Annotated in this window: 19 protein-coding genes; 13 read left to right on the forward strand and 6 right to left on the reverse strand. The window is 62.2% G+C overall.

Features of this window, described 5'->3' with window-relative positions; all coding sequences use genetic code 11:
- Positions 1-9: 9 nt before the first annotated feature.
- From BLU46_RS25250 to fliK, 4 genes are all read right to left on the reverse strand, one after another.
- Positions 10-1,173: an ATP-binding protein gene (locus BLU46_RS25250; protein WP_063028124.1), complete on the reverse strand. Its 1,164-nt coding sequence runs from the start codon at positions 1,171-1,173 to the stop codon at positions 10-12.
- Between the two features lie 83 nt (positions 1,174-1,256).
- A complete protein-coding gene (locus BLU46_RS25255) occupies positions 1,257-1,637 on the reverse strand; it encodes a Rap1a/Tai family immunity protein (RefSeq protein ID WP_157721314.1) in 381 nt (126 codons plus the stop codon).
- Positions 1,638-1,800: 163 nt separating this feature from the next.
- Positions 1,801-2,130: an EscU/YscU/HrcU family type III secretion system export apparatus switch protein gene (locus BLU46_RS25260; RefSeq protein ID WP_003210638.1), complete on the reverse strand. Its 330-nt coding sequence runs from the start codon at positions 2,128-2,130 to the stop codon at positions 1,801-1,803.
- Positions 2,127-3,710, reverse strand: a complete 1,584-nt coding sequence (fliK, locus tag BLU46_RS25265; protein WP_093207509.1) for a flagellar hook-length control protein FliK — start codon at positions 3,708-3,710, stop codon at positions 2,127-2,129. The genes BLU46_RS25260 and fliK overlap by 4 nt, the downstream gene beginning before the upstream one ends.
- Before the next feature lie 252 nt (positions 3,711-3,962).
- Between fliK and ccmA the strand changes: the two genes are divergently transcribed.
- The 10 genes from ccmA (at position 3,963) to BLU46_RS25315 (ending at position 11,276) form a co-directional block, all read left to right on the forward strand.
- Positions 3,963-4,544: a cytochrome c biogenesis heme-transporting ATPase CcmA gene (gene ccmA / locus BLU46_RS25270; RefSeq protein WP_231988907.1), complete on the forward strand. Its 582-nt coding sequence runs from the start codon at positions 3,963-3,965 to the stop codon at positions 4,542-4,544.
- Positions 4,541-5,209, forward strand: a complete 669-nt coding sequence (ccmB, locus tag BLU46_RS25275; RefSeq protein WP_093207517.1) for a heme exporter protein CcmB — start codon at positions 4,541-4,543, stop codon at positions 5,207-5,209. Before ccmA ends, ccmB begins: the two co-directional genes overlap by 4 nt.
- Before the next feature lie 85 nt (positions 5,210-5,294).
- Positions 5,295-6,050: a heme ABC transporter permease gene (locus BLU46_RS25280; protein ID WP_093207520.1), complete on the forward strand. Its 756-nt coding sequence runs from the start codon at positions 5,295-5,297 to the stop codon at positions 6,048-6,050.
- Positions 6,047-6,223, forward strand: a complete 177-nt coding sequence (gene ccmD / locus BLU46_RS25285) for a heme exporter protein CcmD (protein WP_008434788.1) — start codon at positions 6,047-6,049, stop codon at positions 6,221-6,223. Before BLU46_RS25280 ends, ccmD begins: the two co-directional genes overlap by 4 nt.
- A complete protein-coding gene (gene ccmE / locus BLU46_RS25290) occupies positions 6,220-6,675 on the forward strand; it encodes a cytochrome c maturation protein CcmE (RefSeq protein ID WP_008434786.1) in 456 nt (151 codons plus the stop codon). The genes ccmD and ccmE overlap by 4 nt, the downstream gene beginning before the upstream one ends.
- Positions 6,676-6,678: 3 nt before the next feature.
- Positions 6,679-8,667, forward strand: coding sequence for a heme lyase CcmF/NrfE family subunit (locus BLU46_RS25295; protein ID WP_017477482.1), 1,989 nt, complete (start codon positions 6,679-6,681; stop codon positions 8,665-8,667).
- Positions 8,664-9,200, forward strand: a complete 537-nt coding sequence (locus BLU46_RS25300; protein ID WP_063028134.1) for a DsbE family thiol:disulfide interchange protein — start codon at positions 8,664-8,666, stop codon at positions 9,198-9,200. The genes BLU46_RS25295 and BLU46_RS25300 overlap by 4 nt, the downstream gene beginning before the upstream one ends.
- Positions 9,197-9,670: a cytochrome c-type biogenesis protein gene (locus BLU46_RS25305; RefSeq protein WP_010166149.1), complete on the forward strand. Its 474-nt coding sequence runs from the start codon at positions 9,197-9,199 to the stop codon at positions 9,668-9,670. Before BLU46_RS25300 ends, BLU46_RS25305 begins: the two co-directional genes overlap by 4 nt.
- A complete protein-coding gene (ccmI, locus tag BLU46_RS25310; RefSeq protein WP_093207523.1) occupies positions 9,663-10,856 on the forward strand; it encodes a c-type cytochrome biogenesis protein CcmI in 1,194 nt (397 codons plus the stop codon). The genes BLU46_RS25305 and ccmI overlap by 8 nt, the downstream gene beginning before the upstream one ends.
- Before the next feature lie 15 nt (positions 10,857-10,871).
- Positions 10,872-11,276: a hypothetical protein gene (locus tag BLU46_RS25315; protein ID WP_003210627.1), complete on the forward strand. Its 405-nt coding sequence runs from the start codon at positions 10,872-10,874 to the stop codon at positions 11,274-11,276.
- Positions 11,277-11,424: 148 nt separating this feature from the next.
- Here BLU46_RS25315 and BLU46_RS25320 read toward each other — a convergent pair whose 3' ends face one another.
- Positions 11,425-12,657 carry an MFS transporter gene (locus BLU46_RS25320; RefSeq protein ID WP_172834550.1) on the reverse strand — a complete coding sequence of 411 codons (1,233 nt, stop codon included), beginning with the start codon at positions 12,655-12,657 and terminating at the stop codon, positions 11,425-11,427.
- A 106-nt stretch (positions 12,658-12,763) separates the two neighbouring features.
- Here BLU46_RS25320 and BLU46_RS25325 point away from each other — a divergent pair, with 106 nt between their 5' ends.
- Entirely contained in the window at positions 12,764-13,660 is an 897-nt protein-coding gene (locus BLU46_RS25325) for a LysR family transcriptional regulator (protein WP_172834551.1), read from the forward strand.
- Positions 13,661-13,801: 141 nt separating this feature from the next.
- Here BLU46_RS25325 and BLU46_RS25330 read toward each other — a convergent pair whose 3' ends face one another.
- Positions 13,802-14,212, reverse strand: a complete 411-nt coding sequence (locus tag BLU46_RS25330; protein WP_017477487.1) for an NUDIX hydrolase — start codon at positions 14,210-14,212, stop codon at positions 13,802-13,804.
- A gap of 374 nt (positions 14,213-14,586) precedes the next feature.
- On the opposite strand from BLU46_RS25330, the gene phnC reads away from it, so the two are divergent.
- Positions 14,587-15,420, forward strand: coding sequence for a phosphonate ABC transporter ATP-binding protein (gene phnC / locus BLU46_RS25335; protein ID WP_093207532.1), 834 nt, complete (start codon positions 14,587-14,589; stop codon positions 15,418-15,420).
- A 32-nt stretch (positions 15,421-15,452) separates the two neighbouring features.
- Positions 15,453-16,454 (forward strand): phosphonate ABC transporter substrate-binding protein, encoded by a 1,002-nt coding sequence (gene phnD / locus BLU46_RS25340; protein ID WP_093207535.1) that lies wholly within the window; start codon positions 15,453-15,455, stop codon positions 16,452-16,454.
- Positions 16,455-16,535: the final 81 nt, after the last annotated feature.

Here is a 16,535-nt window from a genome sequence, read left to right on the forward strand (position 1 = left end):
GCTTGTCGCTTATAGCTGATGCCGATTGCTCAGCCATTCGGCCATGGTCGAGTCTTCCAGCGCATATTCACCACGGTTGGCTTTCCAGACCAACTCCTTCTCCCGCAGCACTTCCAGTGCTTTCTGCACGTTTGGGGTGCTGGCGTTCGGCTCGACCTGGGCCTGCTCCAGTTTGCGGTTCACATCCTGGAAGGTTTTTTCCGCAAAAGGCGAAAACGCTTGCTTGCCCAGGGTTCGTTCGCCCATCACTTCGAGTACCGCCTGTTGCAGGGGGGAAAGGTCGTTGTAGGCGCTCTCGTAGTCGCTCCAGATTCCGGCCTGGTGATTCAGTGCTCCCGTCCTCAGCAGCTCGCCAAGATTGCTGGCCTCGCCAAGACCCACGCTCACTTCGGTCAATAGCTTGTTGAGCATTTCCGGGCGCCGGCCGACGAGCTGGAACGCATAGTCCATATCTTCGAGGTTGAACTGGTTGGTTGCGGCCAGGCGCTGGTTCCACAGGTCCGTCACGAACTCCACAAAGTCCCGGCTCAGCAGTGGGAACGGCGTGATGTGGGCGCCAAAGAACGGTTGTTTGCTCTTGAGTACCAGGTTGGCCAGTTTGTCCCGGCTGGACCCGGTGAAGACCAGGCGCAGGCCATCGGTGGTGCTGCTGCCGTTGAGATGATCTCGCGCTGCCTTGAGGGCGAACATTGCGTTCACCCCACCTTCGCTGTTGAGGGCGTGCTGGGCTTCGTCGACGATCAGCACGATCATTTGCCCCGAGACCTGATGCAGCACGTCCAGGGCGTGGCTGAGCGTGGTGCCGGCGGGCAGTTGAGGCTTGGTGAAATCCCAGCTCAAGGTGCGCAGCAGGCTGATCTTTTCGATACCGGCTTTCTTGGCCGCCTTGCTCACCGCGCTTTCGAACTCGCCCAGGGCTTTGCCGATGGCGCCGGAGATCAGCTCGGCGGGGTCGATTTCGCGGTTCATCCAGAGGTCCACGTAAACCGGCAGCCAGCCTCGGGCCTTGCATTCGGGGATGAGGTCGTTGCGCAGGAAAGTACTTTTGCCCGTGCGACGGGGTGCCGCGAGGAACATGCCGGAGCTGTAATCGGCAAATGACTCGCCCGCCAAATCACGGGCGAGCGCTTCGGCGAGTAGCTTTCGACTGAGGATTGGGCGGGTGGGGCTCATGGGTTTTATCCTGAACTATCGAGTTCGAGATAATCTATACCTTGAAAGATATAATTGCTATACATCAGCGGCTGCGGCTTCCGCTAGAGCGTGTTGTTTCTCTTCGGGCACGGATAGCGCTCGGTAATTGCGCCCCTCACCAGCCGGGTCGTGCCAGTTCGCTCTGCCGCAGGGTATTTCTTGCTGTGCTCCAGAACCATCTCTACCAAATGCCCTGGCTCCAGGTTTTCCGGCTGGCAAAGGCGGCGGTTTCTGCGGGTGAATTCGTCTTTGTATTCCAGCGTCCTCAGCACGCCCGTGGTGATGCCGAGGCAATAGGCGGCCTGGTAGGACGGTGGTGCATCCGGCGATTGCTTCCTGGCTTCGCGACAGGCCGTGAGGTAGTCATGGGCCTCGTTGCTGGCCGTTGCCGTCAGGGAAAACACACAAAGACTCAGTGCTGTCAGGATTGAAGTCCGTTTCAACTGCCGCGCTCCGGGATTAGGGGGTCGCGACAGATTAATCCGCCGTTGTTACGGCTTAATGTGAGCCAATCAAGTGTGGGAGCGGGCTTGCTCGCGAAAGCGCTGGATCAGTCTCAGATGTATTGACTGATACGCTGCATTCGCGAGCAAGCCCGCTCCCACATTAATAATCGTCGCCTCTTTCCGTCACATCCCGCTCCACCGGCCCCGCGTCCGGGTCATATCCCACCGGGAACTTGCCCTTCAGCGTCCAGGCGAACGCGATGATCTCGGCGACGGTGCGGTACAGCTCTTCCGGGATACTGTCCCCCAACTCCATGCGCGCCAGTAATTTGACCAGCTCGGCATTTTCGTAGATCGGGACTTCGTTTTCCCGGGCCAGCTTGAGGATGGCTTCGGCCAGGGCGTCGTCGCCCTTGGCCGTCAGGGTCGGTGCTTGTTGCCCGTCGTATTTGAGAGCAATGGCCTGGCGGGGCGGGTTGGGATTTTTCATGCGGTTTCATCCACCCAGCGTTGTTCCAGTCCGGTCTTCGGGCCACGCGGCGGGGTGCCGAGGTGGCAGTCCAGGTCGCCGACGTTGAGTCCCGACGACACCAGACGCTCGCGCAGGCTGCTCAGGTGGCTTTCGATCAGGCTGGCGGTGAACGGACGGGTCGCCCACAGCTGGCTCGACAGTTTGCCCTGGCTCAGTTGCGCCTGGACCTGCAACGGGCCCAGGGGCTCCATGTCGAGGGCCATTTCCACGCGCCAGAGCATTTGCTTGGGGTCCTTGCTGTCCTTGCGTTCCGGCTGATCTTTGTCGGGTGCGGGCTGTTCGCGCTGGAACTTGACCTGCAACGGCACGATGTCCTGCAAGGTACGCATCGGGATTTCCAACTGCCAAGTGGTCAAGAGCTTGCCATCGGCGGTGGTGCCGGTTTGTTCCAGGCTCGACAGCTGATGGCTTTGCAGCCGGGAAATGGCGCCGGCGGCCAGGCGCAGCAGGTTTTCCAGATCGCTCTCACCTTCCAGGCGTTGCATCAGCCGATCCGGCAGCGGAAAGCCTGCGGGCGCTTGGCGGGCGCCGACCTGGCCGAGGGTGCCCAACGGGCTGCGCACGAAGCTGGGCAGCAGTTGCGCCAGGGTGTTGGACGCCAGGATCGCATTGAGATTGGTGTTGGCGGGCAGGGCCGGCAGCAGGTCGGCGACGAAGCGCAGCAGGGCGCCCTTCATGTCCAGCGGCGGTATCTGCGGGTTTTGCCCGGCGAGCAGCTTGGCTTCCAGGAATGTGCCGCTGTTCTGGATCAGTTGCGCCAGTACCTTCGGATTACTGGCCTGGGCCAGGTCGGGCAGGCTCGCCAGCAATCGCTCGGCGGCGGCACGCAAATCGACCGAGGTGCTGTCGCTGCTGGTCGCCGGCAGGCTTTGCAGCGCGGTGAACACCACGTCCAGCGAGCCCTGGCGGCTTTGTTGGGTGGAGAGTTGCTGGGCCACGGCCAGTTGGTCCTGGCGCCCGCTCAGGGGCACAAAGCTCAAGGTCTGGGCGCTTTGCACCACGGCGCTGAGCAAGCTGCCGATGCGCAGCGGCTGCGGGCTTTCGACGGTCAGGGTCGCGCCGCTGAGGACGTTATTGAGCACCGACACCAGCGAGCGATACACCACCGGCTGGTTGGCACCCTGTGGCAGCGCCTGGGTGGTCAGCACCTTGCCTTGCAGCAGGGTGCCCACCGGCAGTTGGGTGGTGTCGATGCGAGTCAGCGCAGCCACGCTGGAACTCAACGCCTGCTGAAGGCTGATGGATAAATTGCCCGAAGGGGTCTGGCTGACTTCCACCTGGGCGCCCAGCGGCAGCGGCTGGCTGCTGCTGGCCTGCACCAGGGTTTGCCGACCGCCTTCCAGGGTCAGCTTGAGCAGCAACTGAAACGCATCGCCGCCTTGTTTCAGTGCCAGCACCTCGGCATTCACGGTTTTTCCGGGGTCAATCAGGCCGGTCTGCGGCTCCAGCAGTTTCAGCAGCTCACCCGTCGCGGGCGCGGGCGCAGGCCCGGCCGGCAGCGTCGGGGGAAGCGTGGGAAGATTGATCTCACCGGTCATCGTGCGCGCCGTCTCAAGGGAAATTGCCCTCTTTAGAGTAGGGCATCACATGTATAATGCCGCCCGTCTTCAAAGAGAGCGTTAAAAACAACACAACTGATTGATCCAGCTCTCTAAAAACGGTCGCCAAAGCAGTTAATGTGCATCTCTTTAACGGCCGTTCCACCGCCGACTTGAACCGTAAAGGCCCGCGATCTCTTGACCAGCCCTCTTCTAGAAGCCGTAGCGCTCGCCTGTGAACGTGACCTGCGGATGCTGTTCGAACACCTCGAACTGCGTCTGGCGGGCGGCGACATGGTGCAGGTCAGCGGCCCCAACGGCAGCGGCAAGACCAGCCTGTTGCGCCTGTTGGCCGGCCTGATGCAGCCGACGGCGGGGGAAGTGCGGCTCAACGGCAAACCGTTGCACGAGCAACGCACCGAGCTGGCGCGCAACCTGATCTGGATCGGCCACGCCGCCGGGATCAAGGATGTGCTCACCGCCGAAGAAAACCTCAGTTGGCTCAGCGCCCTGCATCATCCCGCAAGCCGCGAGGCGATCTGGCAGGCCCTCGCTGTCGTTGGCCTGAAGGGTTTCGAAGACGTTCCCTGCCACACCCTGTCCGCCGGCCAGCAGCGCCGCGTGGCCCTGGCCCGTTTGTATCTGGACGGCCCGCCGCTATGGATTCTCGACGAACCCTTCACCGCCCTCGACAAACAAGGCGTCGCCCAGTTGGAAGAACACCTTGCCGCGCACTGCGAGCAGGGCGGCATGGTGGTCCTGACCACTCACCACACCTTGACGCGCATGCCTGCCGGTTACCGCGACCTCGACCTGGGCCGGTGGTCGGTATGAGTGTTTTTGCCCTGTTGGTCGCCCGCGAAGCGCGGTTACTCTGTCGCCGCCCGGCCGAACTGGCCAACCCGCTGGTGTTCTTCGCGATTGTGATCGCGCTGTTCCCGTTGGCGGTGGGCCCCGAGACTAAACTGTTGCAAACCTTGTCTCCGGGACTGGTCTGGGTGGCGGCGCTTTTGTCGGTCCTGCTCTCGCTGGACGGGCTGTTTCGCAGTGATTTCGAAGATGGTTCCCTTGAGCAGTGGGTCCTTTCGTCGCACCCCCTGCCACTTCTGGTATTGGCCAAGGTACTGGCACACTGGGTGTTTTCCGGCCTGGCGCTGGTATTGCTCGCGCCGTTGCTGGCGATGATGCTGGGATTGCCCACCGAGTGCCTGCCGGTGTTGCTCCTTTCCTTGTTGCTTGGCACGCCGGTTCTCAGTCTACTGGGCGCGGTGGGTGCGGCGCTGACTGTGGGTTTGAAACGCGGCGGCCTGTTGTTGGCCCTGCTGATTTTGCCTTTGTATATCCCGGTGTTGATCCTGGGCAGCGGCGCTTTGCAAGCCGCGCTCCAGGGCATGCCGGCGACCGGTTACCTCCTGTGGCTTGGCAGCCTGGCCGCCCTGGCGGTAACCCTGACACCCTTTGCTATAGCGGCTGGCCTGAAGATCAGCGTCGGCGAATAATGAGGTCTGGTTAAGGGATATAACCTTAACCAGTAAAGACCCTAAGCTTCTCGCAACGACGAGAAGCAACCGTGATGGAAACAGCATGAACTGGACCTGGTTTCACAAGCTCGGCTCGCCCAAATGGTTTTACGGCATCAGTGGCAAACTGCTGCCGTGGTTGAGCATCGCCGCCGTATTGCTGATCGGCATCGGCCTGGTCTGGGGCCTGGCCTTCGCGCCGCCGGACTACCAGCAAGGCAACAGCTTTCGCATCATCTATATCCATGTTCCCGCCGCGATGCTGGCCCAGTCCTGCTACGTGATGCTGGCGGTGTGCGGCGTCGTCGGCTTGGTGTGGAAGATGAAGCTGGCGGACGTGGCCTTGCAATGCGCCGCGCCCATCGGTGCCTGGATGACCGCCGTGGCGCTGGTCACCGGCGCGATCTGGGGCAAGCCGACCTGGGGTTCGTGGTGGGTCTGGGACGCGCGCCTCACCTCCATGTTGATCCTGCTGTTCCTGTATTTCGGCCTGATCGCCCTGGGCAACGCCATCAGCAACCGTGACAGCGCCGCCAAGGCCTGCGCGGTGCTGGCGATTGTCGGCGTGATCAACATCCCGATCATCAAATACTCGGTGGAGTGGTGGAACACCCTGCACCAGGGCGCCACCTTCACCCTCACCGAAAAGCCGGCAATGCCCGTGGAAATGTGGGCGCCGCTGCTGCTGATGGTGCTGGGGTTCTACTGCTTCTTCGGCGCCGTGCTGCTGCTGCGCATGCGCCTCGAAGTGCTCAAGCGTGAAGCCCGCACCAGTTGGGTCAAGGCCGAAGTGCAAAACAGCCTGGGAGCCCGTGGATGAGCTTCAACTCTTTCAGTGATTTTCTCGCCATGGGCCATCACGCCCTGTATGTCTGGACGGCCTATGGCATCTGCCTGGCGGTGCTGGCCCTCAACGTCGCCGCGCCGATCCTGGCCCGCAAGCGTTACCTGCAACAAGAGGCGCGTCGTTTGCGCCGGGAGACCGAAAAGTGAATCCGCTGCGTAGAAAGCGTCTGTTGATCATCCTGGCCATCATGGCCGGTGTCGGCATTGCCGTGACCCTGGCCCTGAGTGCCCTGCGGGAGAACATCAACCTGTTCTACACCCCGACCCAGATCGCCAACGGCGAAGCGCCGCTGGACACGCGAATCCGCGCCGGTGGCATGGTCGAGAAGGGCTCGCTGCAACGTTCCGGGGACTCCCTGGACGTGAAATTCATCGTCACCGACTTCAACAAATCCGTGACCATCACCTACCGCGGCATCCTCCCGGACCTGTTCCGCGAAGGGCAGGGCATCGTCGCCCTCGGCAAGCTCAACGCCGACGGCGTGGTAGTGGCCGACGAAGTGCTGGCCAAGCACGATGAAAAATACATGCCGCCGGAAGTCACCAAGGCCCTCAAAGACAGCGGCCAATCCGCCCCGACCCCTGCCAAGGAGGGCTAAGTCATGACGTCCGCATTGTTTATTCCGGAGTTGGGCCAGTTGGCGATGATCCTCGCCCTGTGCTTTGCCATCGTCCAGGCCGTGGTCCCGTTGCTGGGTGCCTGGCGCGGTGACCGCCTGTGGATGAGCCTGGCCCAGCCGGCCGCCTGGGGCCAGTTCGCCTTTCTGGTGTTCGCCTTCGGTTGCCTGACCTACGCCTTCATGACCGACGACTTTTCCGTCGCCTATGTCGCCAACAACTCCAACAGCGCCTTGCCCTGGTACTACAAGTTCAGTGCCGTGTGGGGTGCCCACGAAGGTTCGTTGCTGCTGTGGGCGTTGATCCTCGGCGGCTGGACCTTTGCTGTCTCGATCTTCTCCCGCCAACTGCCGCAAGTCATGCTGGCCCGGGTGCTGGCGGTGATGGGCATGATCAGCATCGGCTTCCTGCTGTTCCTGATCATGACTTCCAACCCGTTCACCCGCATCCTGCCGCAGATCCCGGTAGACGGTCACGACCTCAACCCGCTGCTGCAAGACATCGGCCTGATCGTGCACCCGCCGATGCTCTACATGGGGTATGTCGGTTTCTCGGTCGCCTTCGCCTTCGCCATCGCCGCCTTGCTCGGCGGGCGTCTCGATGCGGCCTGGGCGCGCTGGTCGCGGCCATGGACCATCGTCGCTTGGGCGTTCCTCGGCATCGGCATCACCCTGGGCTCTTGGTGGGCCTACTACGAACTCGGCTGGGGCGGCTGGTGGTTCTGGGACCCGGTGGAAAACGCCTCCTTCATGCCCTGGCTGGTGGGCACGGCGCTGATTCACTCGCTGGCAGTCACCGAAAAACGCGGCGTGTTCAAAAGCTGGACCGTGTTGCTGGCCATCGCCGCGTTTTCCCTGAGCCTGCTGGGTACGTTCCTGGTGCGTTCCGGTGTGCTGACATCGGTTCACGCGTTTGCCTCCGACCCGGAGCGCGGCGTGTTCATTCTGATCTTCCTGCTGTTCGTGGTTGGTGGCTCGCTGACCCTGTTTGCCCTGCGCGCGCCAGTGGTCAAAAGTCATGTGGGATTCAACCTTTGGTCCCGGGAAACCCTGTTGCTGGGCAATAACCTGGTGCTGGTGGTGGCGGCTTCGATGATCCTGCTCGGTACCCTGTACCCGCTGGTGCTGGATGCCCTGAGCGGCGCCAAACTGTCCGTCGGCCCGCCGTACTTCAACGCACTGTTTATCCCGTTGATGGCGCTGTTGATGGTGGTGATGGCGGTCGGCGTACTGGTGCGCTGGAAAGACACCCCGGTGAAATGGCTGGTGGGCATGCTCACCCCGGTACTGCTCGGCAGCGCCGCGCTGGCCGTGATCGCCGGTATAGCCTACGGCGACTTCAACTGGGCCGTGCTCGCCACCTTCATGCTGGCTGCCTGGGTATTGCTGGCCGGCGTACGTGACCTGATCGACAAGACCCGCCACAAAGGTTTGATCAAAGGCCTGCCGACCATGACCCGCAGCTACTGGGGCATGCAGGTCGCCCACATCGGCATCGCCGTGTGTGCGTTGGGCGTGGTGTTGTCCAGCCAGAACAGTGCCGAGCGCGACCTGCGCCTGGCGCCCGGCGAGTCCATGGACCTGGCCGGTTACCACTTCATTTTCGAAGGCGCCAAGCACTTCGAAGGCCCGAACTTCACCTCCGACAAAGGCACCGTACGTGTGGTGCGCAATGGCAAGGAAGTGGCGGTGTTGCACCCGGAAAAACGCCTGTACACCGTACAAAGCTCGATGATGACCGAAGCCGGGATCGACGCCGGTTTCACCCGCGACCTCTACGTCGCCCTGGGTGAACCGCTGGGCGATGGCGCCTGGGCCGTGCGGGTCCACGTCAAACCGTTTGTGCGCTGGATCTGGTTCGGCGGCCTGCTCACCGGGTTCGGTGGTTTGCTGGCAGCGATGGACCGGCGCTACCGGGTCAAGGTCAAGAGCCGGGTGCGTGAAGCCCTCGGCCTGCAAGGAGCGGCGGTATGAAGCGTTGGTTGATGGTGTTACCGCTGGCGGCATTTCTGGTGGTGGCGGTGTTCCTGTATCGCGGGCTGTACCTGGACCCGGCCGAGCTGCCGTCGGCCATGATCGGCAAGCCATTCCCGGCGTTCTCGCTGCCGACGGTGCAAGGCGACAAAACCCTGACCCAGGCTGACTTGCTGGGCAAACCGGCGCTGGTCAATGTGTGGGGCACCTGGTGCATTTCCTGCCGCGTGGAGCATCCGGTGCTGAACAAGCTGGCGGAGCAGGGCGTGGTGATCTACGGCATCAACTACAAGGACGACAATGCTGCCGCCCTGAAGTGGCTGGCAGAGTTCCACAACCCGTACCAGCTGGATATCCGCGACGAAGACGGCAACCTCGGCCTGAACCTCGGCGTCTACGGCGCCCCGGAAACCTTCTTCATCGACGCCAAGGGCGTGATCCGCGACAAGTACGTGGGCGTGATCGACGAAGTGGTGTGGCGCGAGCAACTGGCCGCCAAGTACCAGGCGCTGGTGGATGAGGCCAAGCCATGAAGCGTTGGTTAGCCGCCGCTGTGTTGGGCTTGAGCATGGTTGGCGTGGCCCACGCCGCCATCGACACCTACGAATTTGCCAAGGACGGAGACCGCGAGCGTTTTCGCGAATTGACCAAGGAACTGCGCTGCCCCAAGTGCCAGAACCAGGACATCGCCGACTCCAACGCACCGATCGCCGCCGACCTGCGCAAAGAGATTTTCCGCATGCTCGGCGAGGGCAAGGACAATCAGCAGATCATCGACTTTATGGTCGACCGCTACGGTGACTTCGTGCGCTACAAGCCGGCGCTCACCGGCAAGACCGCGTTGCTGTGGTTCGGCCCGGCCGGGTTGTTGCTCGCCGGTGTCGTGGTGATGGCGGTGATTGTGCGCCGCCGTCGTGTCGCCCCGGCCGATGGCTCGGACTCGCTTTCCGTCGATGAGCGTCAACGCCTCGACCAACTGCTGGACAAAAAAACTGATGATTGATTTCTGGCTCGCAGCCGGTCTGCTGCTTCTGATTGCCTTGAGTTTCCTGCTGATCCCGGTGTTACGCGGCCGCCGTGCCCAGCGTGAAGAGGATCGCACCGCGCTGAACGTGGCGCTGTATCAAGAGCGTGTGGCGGAGCTGCAAACCCAGCAGTCCGAAGGCGTGCTGGATGCGGCCCAACTGGACAGTGGCCGCGCTGAAGCGGCTCGCGAGTTGCTGGCGGATACCGAGGGCGTGGAAAAGCCCCGGGAATCACGTCTCGGCAAACCGTTGCCGTTGCTCGCGGCCTTTCTGGTGCCGGTGCTGGGCGTGGCGCTGTACCTGCATTACGGCGCCAGTGACAAGGTCGAACTGACCCGCGAATTCTCCCAGCCGCCTGTGTCCATGGAAGACATGACCCGCCGCCTGGAGCGCGCCGCTGCCGCCCAACCGGATTCGCCGGAAGGCCTGTACTTCCTCGGTCGTGCCTACATGGCCCAGGACCGTTCCGCCGATGCGGCCAAAGTCTTCGAGCGCACCGTGGCTTTGGCCGGTCGCCAGCCGGAGCTGCTCGGGCAGTGGGCCCAGGCCCAGTACTTTGCCGATAACAAACAGTGGTCGCCCAAGGTCCAGGCCCTGACCGACGAAGCACTGAAACTCGATCCGAAAGAAGTCACCAGCCTCGGCCTGCTGGGTATCGCCGCCTTTGAAGGCCAGCGTTACCAGGAAGCGATCGACTACTGGAACCGCCTGCTGGCGCAACTGCCGCCGGAAGACAACTCCCGTGTCGCACTGCAAGGCGGCATTGACCGGGCTGCCGAGAAGCTCAGAGAGAGTGGCGGTAGCGTGGCGCCCGTGAAGGCACAAAAGCAGATGCAAGTGCGCGTAGACCTGGCGGCGGATGTGAAGGCCAAGGCCTCGCCGACCGACAGCGTGTTCATCTTCGCCCGTGCCGTCAAAGGCCCGCCAGCGCCATTGGCCGCCAAGCGCGTGACCGTGGCCGACCTGCCGATCACCGTCGAACTGGGCGATGCCGACGCGATGATGCCGCAGTTGAAACTGTCCAACTTTCCCGAAGTCCAACTGGTTGCGCGCATATCCCGGGCAGGTGTTCCGACAGCTGGCGAGTGGATCGGCCGCAGCCAACCCTTGGCCAGCAGCACCACTGCGCTGCAGCAGTTGACCATCGACAGTCCGGATAAATAATTCGAGGAAATGCCCATGACCGCTATCGCACGTATCACCCTGCTCAGCCTGGTATTGGGGTTGAGTGCTTGTGCGGTCCACCGGCCTCCGTCGCCTACCGGGCCGACCATTCCACCGACAGGGCCGTCGACCCAGCCGAGCACGCAGCCAGGCACCCAGCCTTCCGGCCCGGTGATCAAACCGTCGAAGCCAGTGCCTAGCTCCTCGCCGACCTTCGCACCTCCGCCAGGTGCTGCCAGCCACTGGGACGGGAAGATGCAGGTGTACGTGCTGGACGAACAGCCGGATACGTTCTATCGCCAGCGCACCTACTACCGCTGGAGCAACGGCTGGAGCCGCTCCATCAGCCCGAACGGGCCTTGGGAAGAGACCGACGTCCATGGCGTGCCGCCGGGGTTGAGCAAGCAGTACGCGCAATGAAAAAAAGGCGACCTTCGGGTCGCCTTTTTTGTGAGCGTGAAATGCAATCAACTGTGGGAGCTGGCTTGCCTGCGATAGCGGTGTGTCAGGTTATGAAGTTGTGGCTGATACACCGCCATCGCGGGCAAGCCCGGCTCCCACAGGATTTCTACTGTTTTTGATATTCGGCCTGGCCTGCGCCACTGATCCAGTGGATCACCCCGGCAATCACCCCCAGCATCACCCCAAACTCGACAATCCCCATCCAGCCCAACCGCGCCATCAACCAGCCGCTGACCGTCGCCCCCACCGCGCCGCCAAAAAACGTCGCCGTCATGTACAAACTGTTGATGCGGCCCTGGGCTTTCGGGTCCACCGCAAACGCCCGCGTCTGATTCGACACCAACCCCGACTGCACCCCGATATCCAGCACGATCACCCCCAGCACCAGCAAAATGATCGAGGTTTCCGCCCCCGCCAGCAGCAGGAATGCCAAGGTGACAATACCAATACTCGCCCCAATCACCTTACGCGAACCCAACCGATCGGAAGCCCGTCCACCGAGCGACGCCGCCAATGCACCTGCCGCCCCAATAATCCCGAAGCCACCGGCCCAGGCACTGCCCAACTGCCACGGCCCGTGGGCCAGCAACGCCGCCAGATTCACCCAGAACGCATTGAAGCAAGCCCACAACAGCGCCTGCACCATCATTGATTGGCGAATCGGGCTGTTGTCGCGCATCAGCGGCCACAGCGAAGCCAGCAGGCGAGGGTAGGACAGGTTGGTGCTGGGCACGCCCCGTGGCAGCAGCTTGGCGGCGGCGATCCACACCGGGATCATGAACGCCGCTTCCATCGCGTATACCGCCCGCCAGCCATAAGCCTCACCGACCACGCCGGCGATAGTGCGCCCCAGCAGAATGCCCACCATGATCCCGCTGACCACCGTGCCTACATTGCGCCCGCGTTCGTGGGGCTGCGACATCACCGCCGCGAACGGCACCAGTTGCTGCGGTACACAGCTCACAATCCCCAAGCCAAATGACGCCGCAACCAGCGCCCAGATACCCGGTGAAAACGCCGCCGCCAGGGCGAAACAGAACGCCAGGGCGATCTGCCCCAGTACCAGTTTGCGCCGGTCAAAGCGGTCGCCCATCGGCAACAGCAATGCCAGGCCGGTGGCAAACCCCAGCAGGGCGGAGCCGGCCACCAGGTCCACGGTGGTCACGTCCACGCCCATGTCCGAAGCAATCAATGGAAGGATTGGCTGGGTGCAGTAAATATTGGTGATCACCGCGCCGGCGATCACCGCCATCATGATGATCTTGCCGCGCGGCGCGACCGCAGGCGCTGCAGGACTTTGGTCAGTAATCGGTTGGCCACTCACGGCGCTCTCCTTCAATGCAGATCTCCGGGGGCGGAGATGAGTGGCCAACGTTACGCACTCGCGCTTGGCAGGATAATCCCCTAGGATTTGGAATCATCCTTCCAGAATTTGATAGGTTGCCATGAACCGTCTTGAATCCATGTCCATCTTCGTTGCCGTGGTTGATGCAGGCAGCCTGACCGCTGCCGCGCGGCGCCTCGACATGCCGCTGGCCAGCGTCAGCCGCAAGGTGGCCGAACTCGAGACGCACCTGAAAACCCGCCTGCTGCACCGCACCACGCGCCAGCTGTCGTTGACCGATGCCGGCGCCTCTTACCTCGACGCATGCCGGCGCATTCTTGAAGACATCAGCGAGGCCGAGCGCGCGGCCACTGGCGAATATTCCGAGCCCCGGGGCGAGTTGGTGGTCACCGCGCCCGTGGTCTTCGGGCGGCTGCACATCGTGCCGGTGGTGGCGGAATTCCTGGCGCAGTACCCGGAGATCGACATCAACCTGATCCTTACCGACCGCGTCGTGCACCTGATGGAAGAACACTGCGATGTGGCCGTGCGCATCGGTGAACTGCCCGACAGCTCGCTCAAGGCCATGCAGGTGGGCACGGTGCGGCGGGTGGTGTGCGCCAGCCCGGCGTACCTGGCCGCTCGCGGTGTACCGGCCGAACCCCAGGACTTGGCGGGACATGACTGCATCACTTTCGAAGTGCTGGCATCCCAAGGGGCGTGGGGATTTGGTGCGGGTAAAACCGGGCTCTCGGTACCGGTGCATTCGCGGTTGTCGGTGAACACCGCAGAAGCGGCGATTGCGGCGGCGACATTGGGAGTTGGGGTGATTCGGGTGCTGTCGTATCAAGTGGCGGATGCGCTGCGGGAGGAGGCGTTGGCGGTGGTGCTTGAGGCGTTCGAGTCGGCGCCGCTGCCCATCAGTTTGGTGCACAAAGGCCAGTCGCCGTTGCCGCTGAAGCTGCGGGCGTTTCTGGATTTTGTGATGCCGCGATTGCGCGCCCGCACCGCCCAATAACACCGACGAATTTGAACCTGATGAAAATCAAAATGTGGGAGCTGGCTTGCCTGCGATAGCGGTGTATCAGGTTTTGAAACTGTTGCTGATACACCGCTATCGCGGGCAAGCCCGGCTCCCACATTGGATTTACGTTGCCAGTTAGATCTCGGCAAGGCGCGACTTTAGAAACTCCAGGGCATCTTTAAACACCTGATGCCACTCTTCTGACGACTCGCTCGCCAGCGGGTGCCAGAAGAACTGGAACTCGTGGCCGCCATCATCCTCTGCAAAATGGGTCCAGGTATCTGGCAGGTCTTCAGGGATCAGGCATTGATGAAAGGCCCATGTATGCCCCGTGGACGCTGAGTGCCAAGTGCCCAGGTCACGTATCACCTTGCCGGTTATCCCGGCTTCTTCCTGTAATTCCCGAATCGCAGCTGCGTCGGTGCTTTCGCCAGGCTCCACGCTGCCCTTGACCAGTTGAAGGCCGGCCAGTGGGTGTTTGAAGGCGAGGATTTCCAGCGATTGGCGGGTTCGCAGAACGACCGGACATGCCTTGTCTTTTCCCATCACGTTGCGCTCTTGCACATATTGACGACCAGCTATTGCACCACAGTCCGGCATATTTCCAATGCCGGGCGAAGACCTTTCATTGGATCGTTCCCACGCTCTGCGTGGGAATGCATCCCGTGACGCTCCGCGTCATCACTGCGCAAGACTTCAACCGTCCATCCCCAGCTGGACGCAGAGCGTCCGAGGCGGCGTTCCCACGCAGAGCGTGGGAACGATCAAAGTCCTACAGCTACTTCCAACCTTTCATCAAACCTTCATCAAACGGTTTTACTCCAGTCATGTGCAAGTCATAGGGCTGACACAGCCCGCGCCTACTGTCGTTTGAACTCAAACGCAGCCACGGATGGCTGTTCAACCAGACAGAGAAGCCCATGACTCCAGCTATCCATGTCGATCATCTGAACAAGACCTTTGCGAAAAAATCCGCATTGGTCGACCTCGAGCTTACCGTTGCCACCGGTGAGATGGTCGCGCTGATTGGCGCTTCCGGCTCCGGCAAATCCACTTTGCTGCGCCACCTCGCGGGCCTGGCCTGTTGCGACAAGAGCAACGGCGGCAGCGTCAAGGTGCTGGGCCGGGAAGTGCAGGCCAGCGGGCGGTTGAATGGCAAGGTGCGGCGCCTGCGCGCCGATATCGGCTACATCTTCCAGCAGTTCAACCTGGTCAACCGCTTGAGCGTGCTCGACAACGTACTGCTCGGTTGCCTGGGCCGCATGCCGCGCTGGCGTGGCAACCTCGGGTTGTTCAACTCCGAGGAAAAACAGTTCGCCATGGAATCCCTGGCCCGCGTCGGCCTGGCGGACCTGGCCAGCCAACGCGCCTCTACCTTGTCCGGTGGCCAGCAGCAACGCGTGGCAATCGCCCGTGCCCTGACCCAACGCGCCGAAGTGATCCTCGCCGATGAACCCATCGCCTCCCTGGACCCGGAGTCGGCGCGCAAGGTCATGGAGATCCTCGCCGACATCAACGGCCGCGACGGCAAGACCGTGGTGGTCACCCTTCACCAGGTCGATTACGCCATGCGTTATTGCCCCCGAGCCGTGGCGCTCAAGGGTGGGCGGATTCACTTCGATGGGCAGGCCAGCGACCTGAGCAGCCAGTTCCTCAATGATTTGTACGGTGCCGATGTCGACACCAGCCTGATGTTTTCCGACCAGACCCGCACACCCGTCGTCCCCGCACGGTTGGCCCTGGCCCGCGCTTGAAACCTTACTAACGACCCACAGGAATCCTCTCCATGTTGAACCGTATCGGTCATGTGTTTCTGTCCGCCGTGCTGTTAGCCAGCGTGGCCATGGGCAATGCCCAGGCCGCCGACAAGGCGATCAATTTCGGCATCATGTCCACCGAGTCTTCGCAGAACCTCAAGAGCATCTGGCAGCCCTTTCTGGATGACATGCACAAGAAGACCGGCCTGACCATCAACGCCACCTTCGCCTCCGACTACGCCGGCCTGATCCAGGGCATGCGTTTCAACAAGGTCGACGTGGCCTGGCTGGGCAACAAGGCCGCGATGGAAGCGGTGGACCGTTCCAACGGCGAAATCTTCGCCCAGACCGCCGCCGCCAACGGGGCTGCCGGTTACTGGAGCGTGCTGATCGTGCGCAAGGACAGCCCGATCAATAACGTTGAAGACATGCTCAAGAACGCCAAGAACCTGACCTTCGGCAACGGTGACCCGAACTCCACCTCGGGCTACCTGGTACCCGGCTACTACGTGTTCGCCAAGAACCACGTCGACGCCGCCACCGCCTTCAAGCGCACCCTCAACTCCAGCCATGAAGTCAACGCACTGAGCGTGGCCAAGGGGCAGTTGGACGTCGCCACCTTCAACACCGAAAGCTGGGACCGCCTGGAAGTCACCCAGCCGGACAAGGCCGCGATGCTCAAGGTGATCTGGAAGTCGCCGCTGATCCCGGCCGACCCGATGGTGTGGAGCAAGGCCCTGAGCGACAGCGAGAAGACCAAGATCCGCGACTTCTTCGCCAACTACGGTGACACCGACGAAGAGAAGGCCGTGCTGAAGAACATGCAACTGGGCAAGTTCCTCAAGTCCAGCGACGACCAGCTGTTGCCGATCCGCCAACTGGAGCTGTTCAAGCAGCGCACCACCATCAGCGCCGACGACAAGCTGGAAGCGGCTGACAAGGCCAAGAAGCTGGCGGATATCGACGCCGACCTCGCCAAGCTGCAACAGCGCATCACCGAACTGGACAAAAAGACCGCAGCCAACGGCTAACCCCCTGTAGGAACCGGGTTCATGTGGGAGCGGGCTTGCTCGCGAATACGGTGTGTCATTCAACGCATCCGGCGACTGAGT

The organism is Pseudomonas yamanorum (genome assembly GCF_900105735.1).
Classification (GTDB): Bacteria; Pseudomonadota; Gammaproteobacteria; order Pseudomonadales; family Pseudomonadaceae; genus Aquipseudomonas; species Aquipseudomonas yamanorum.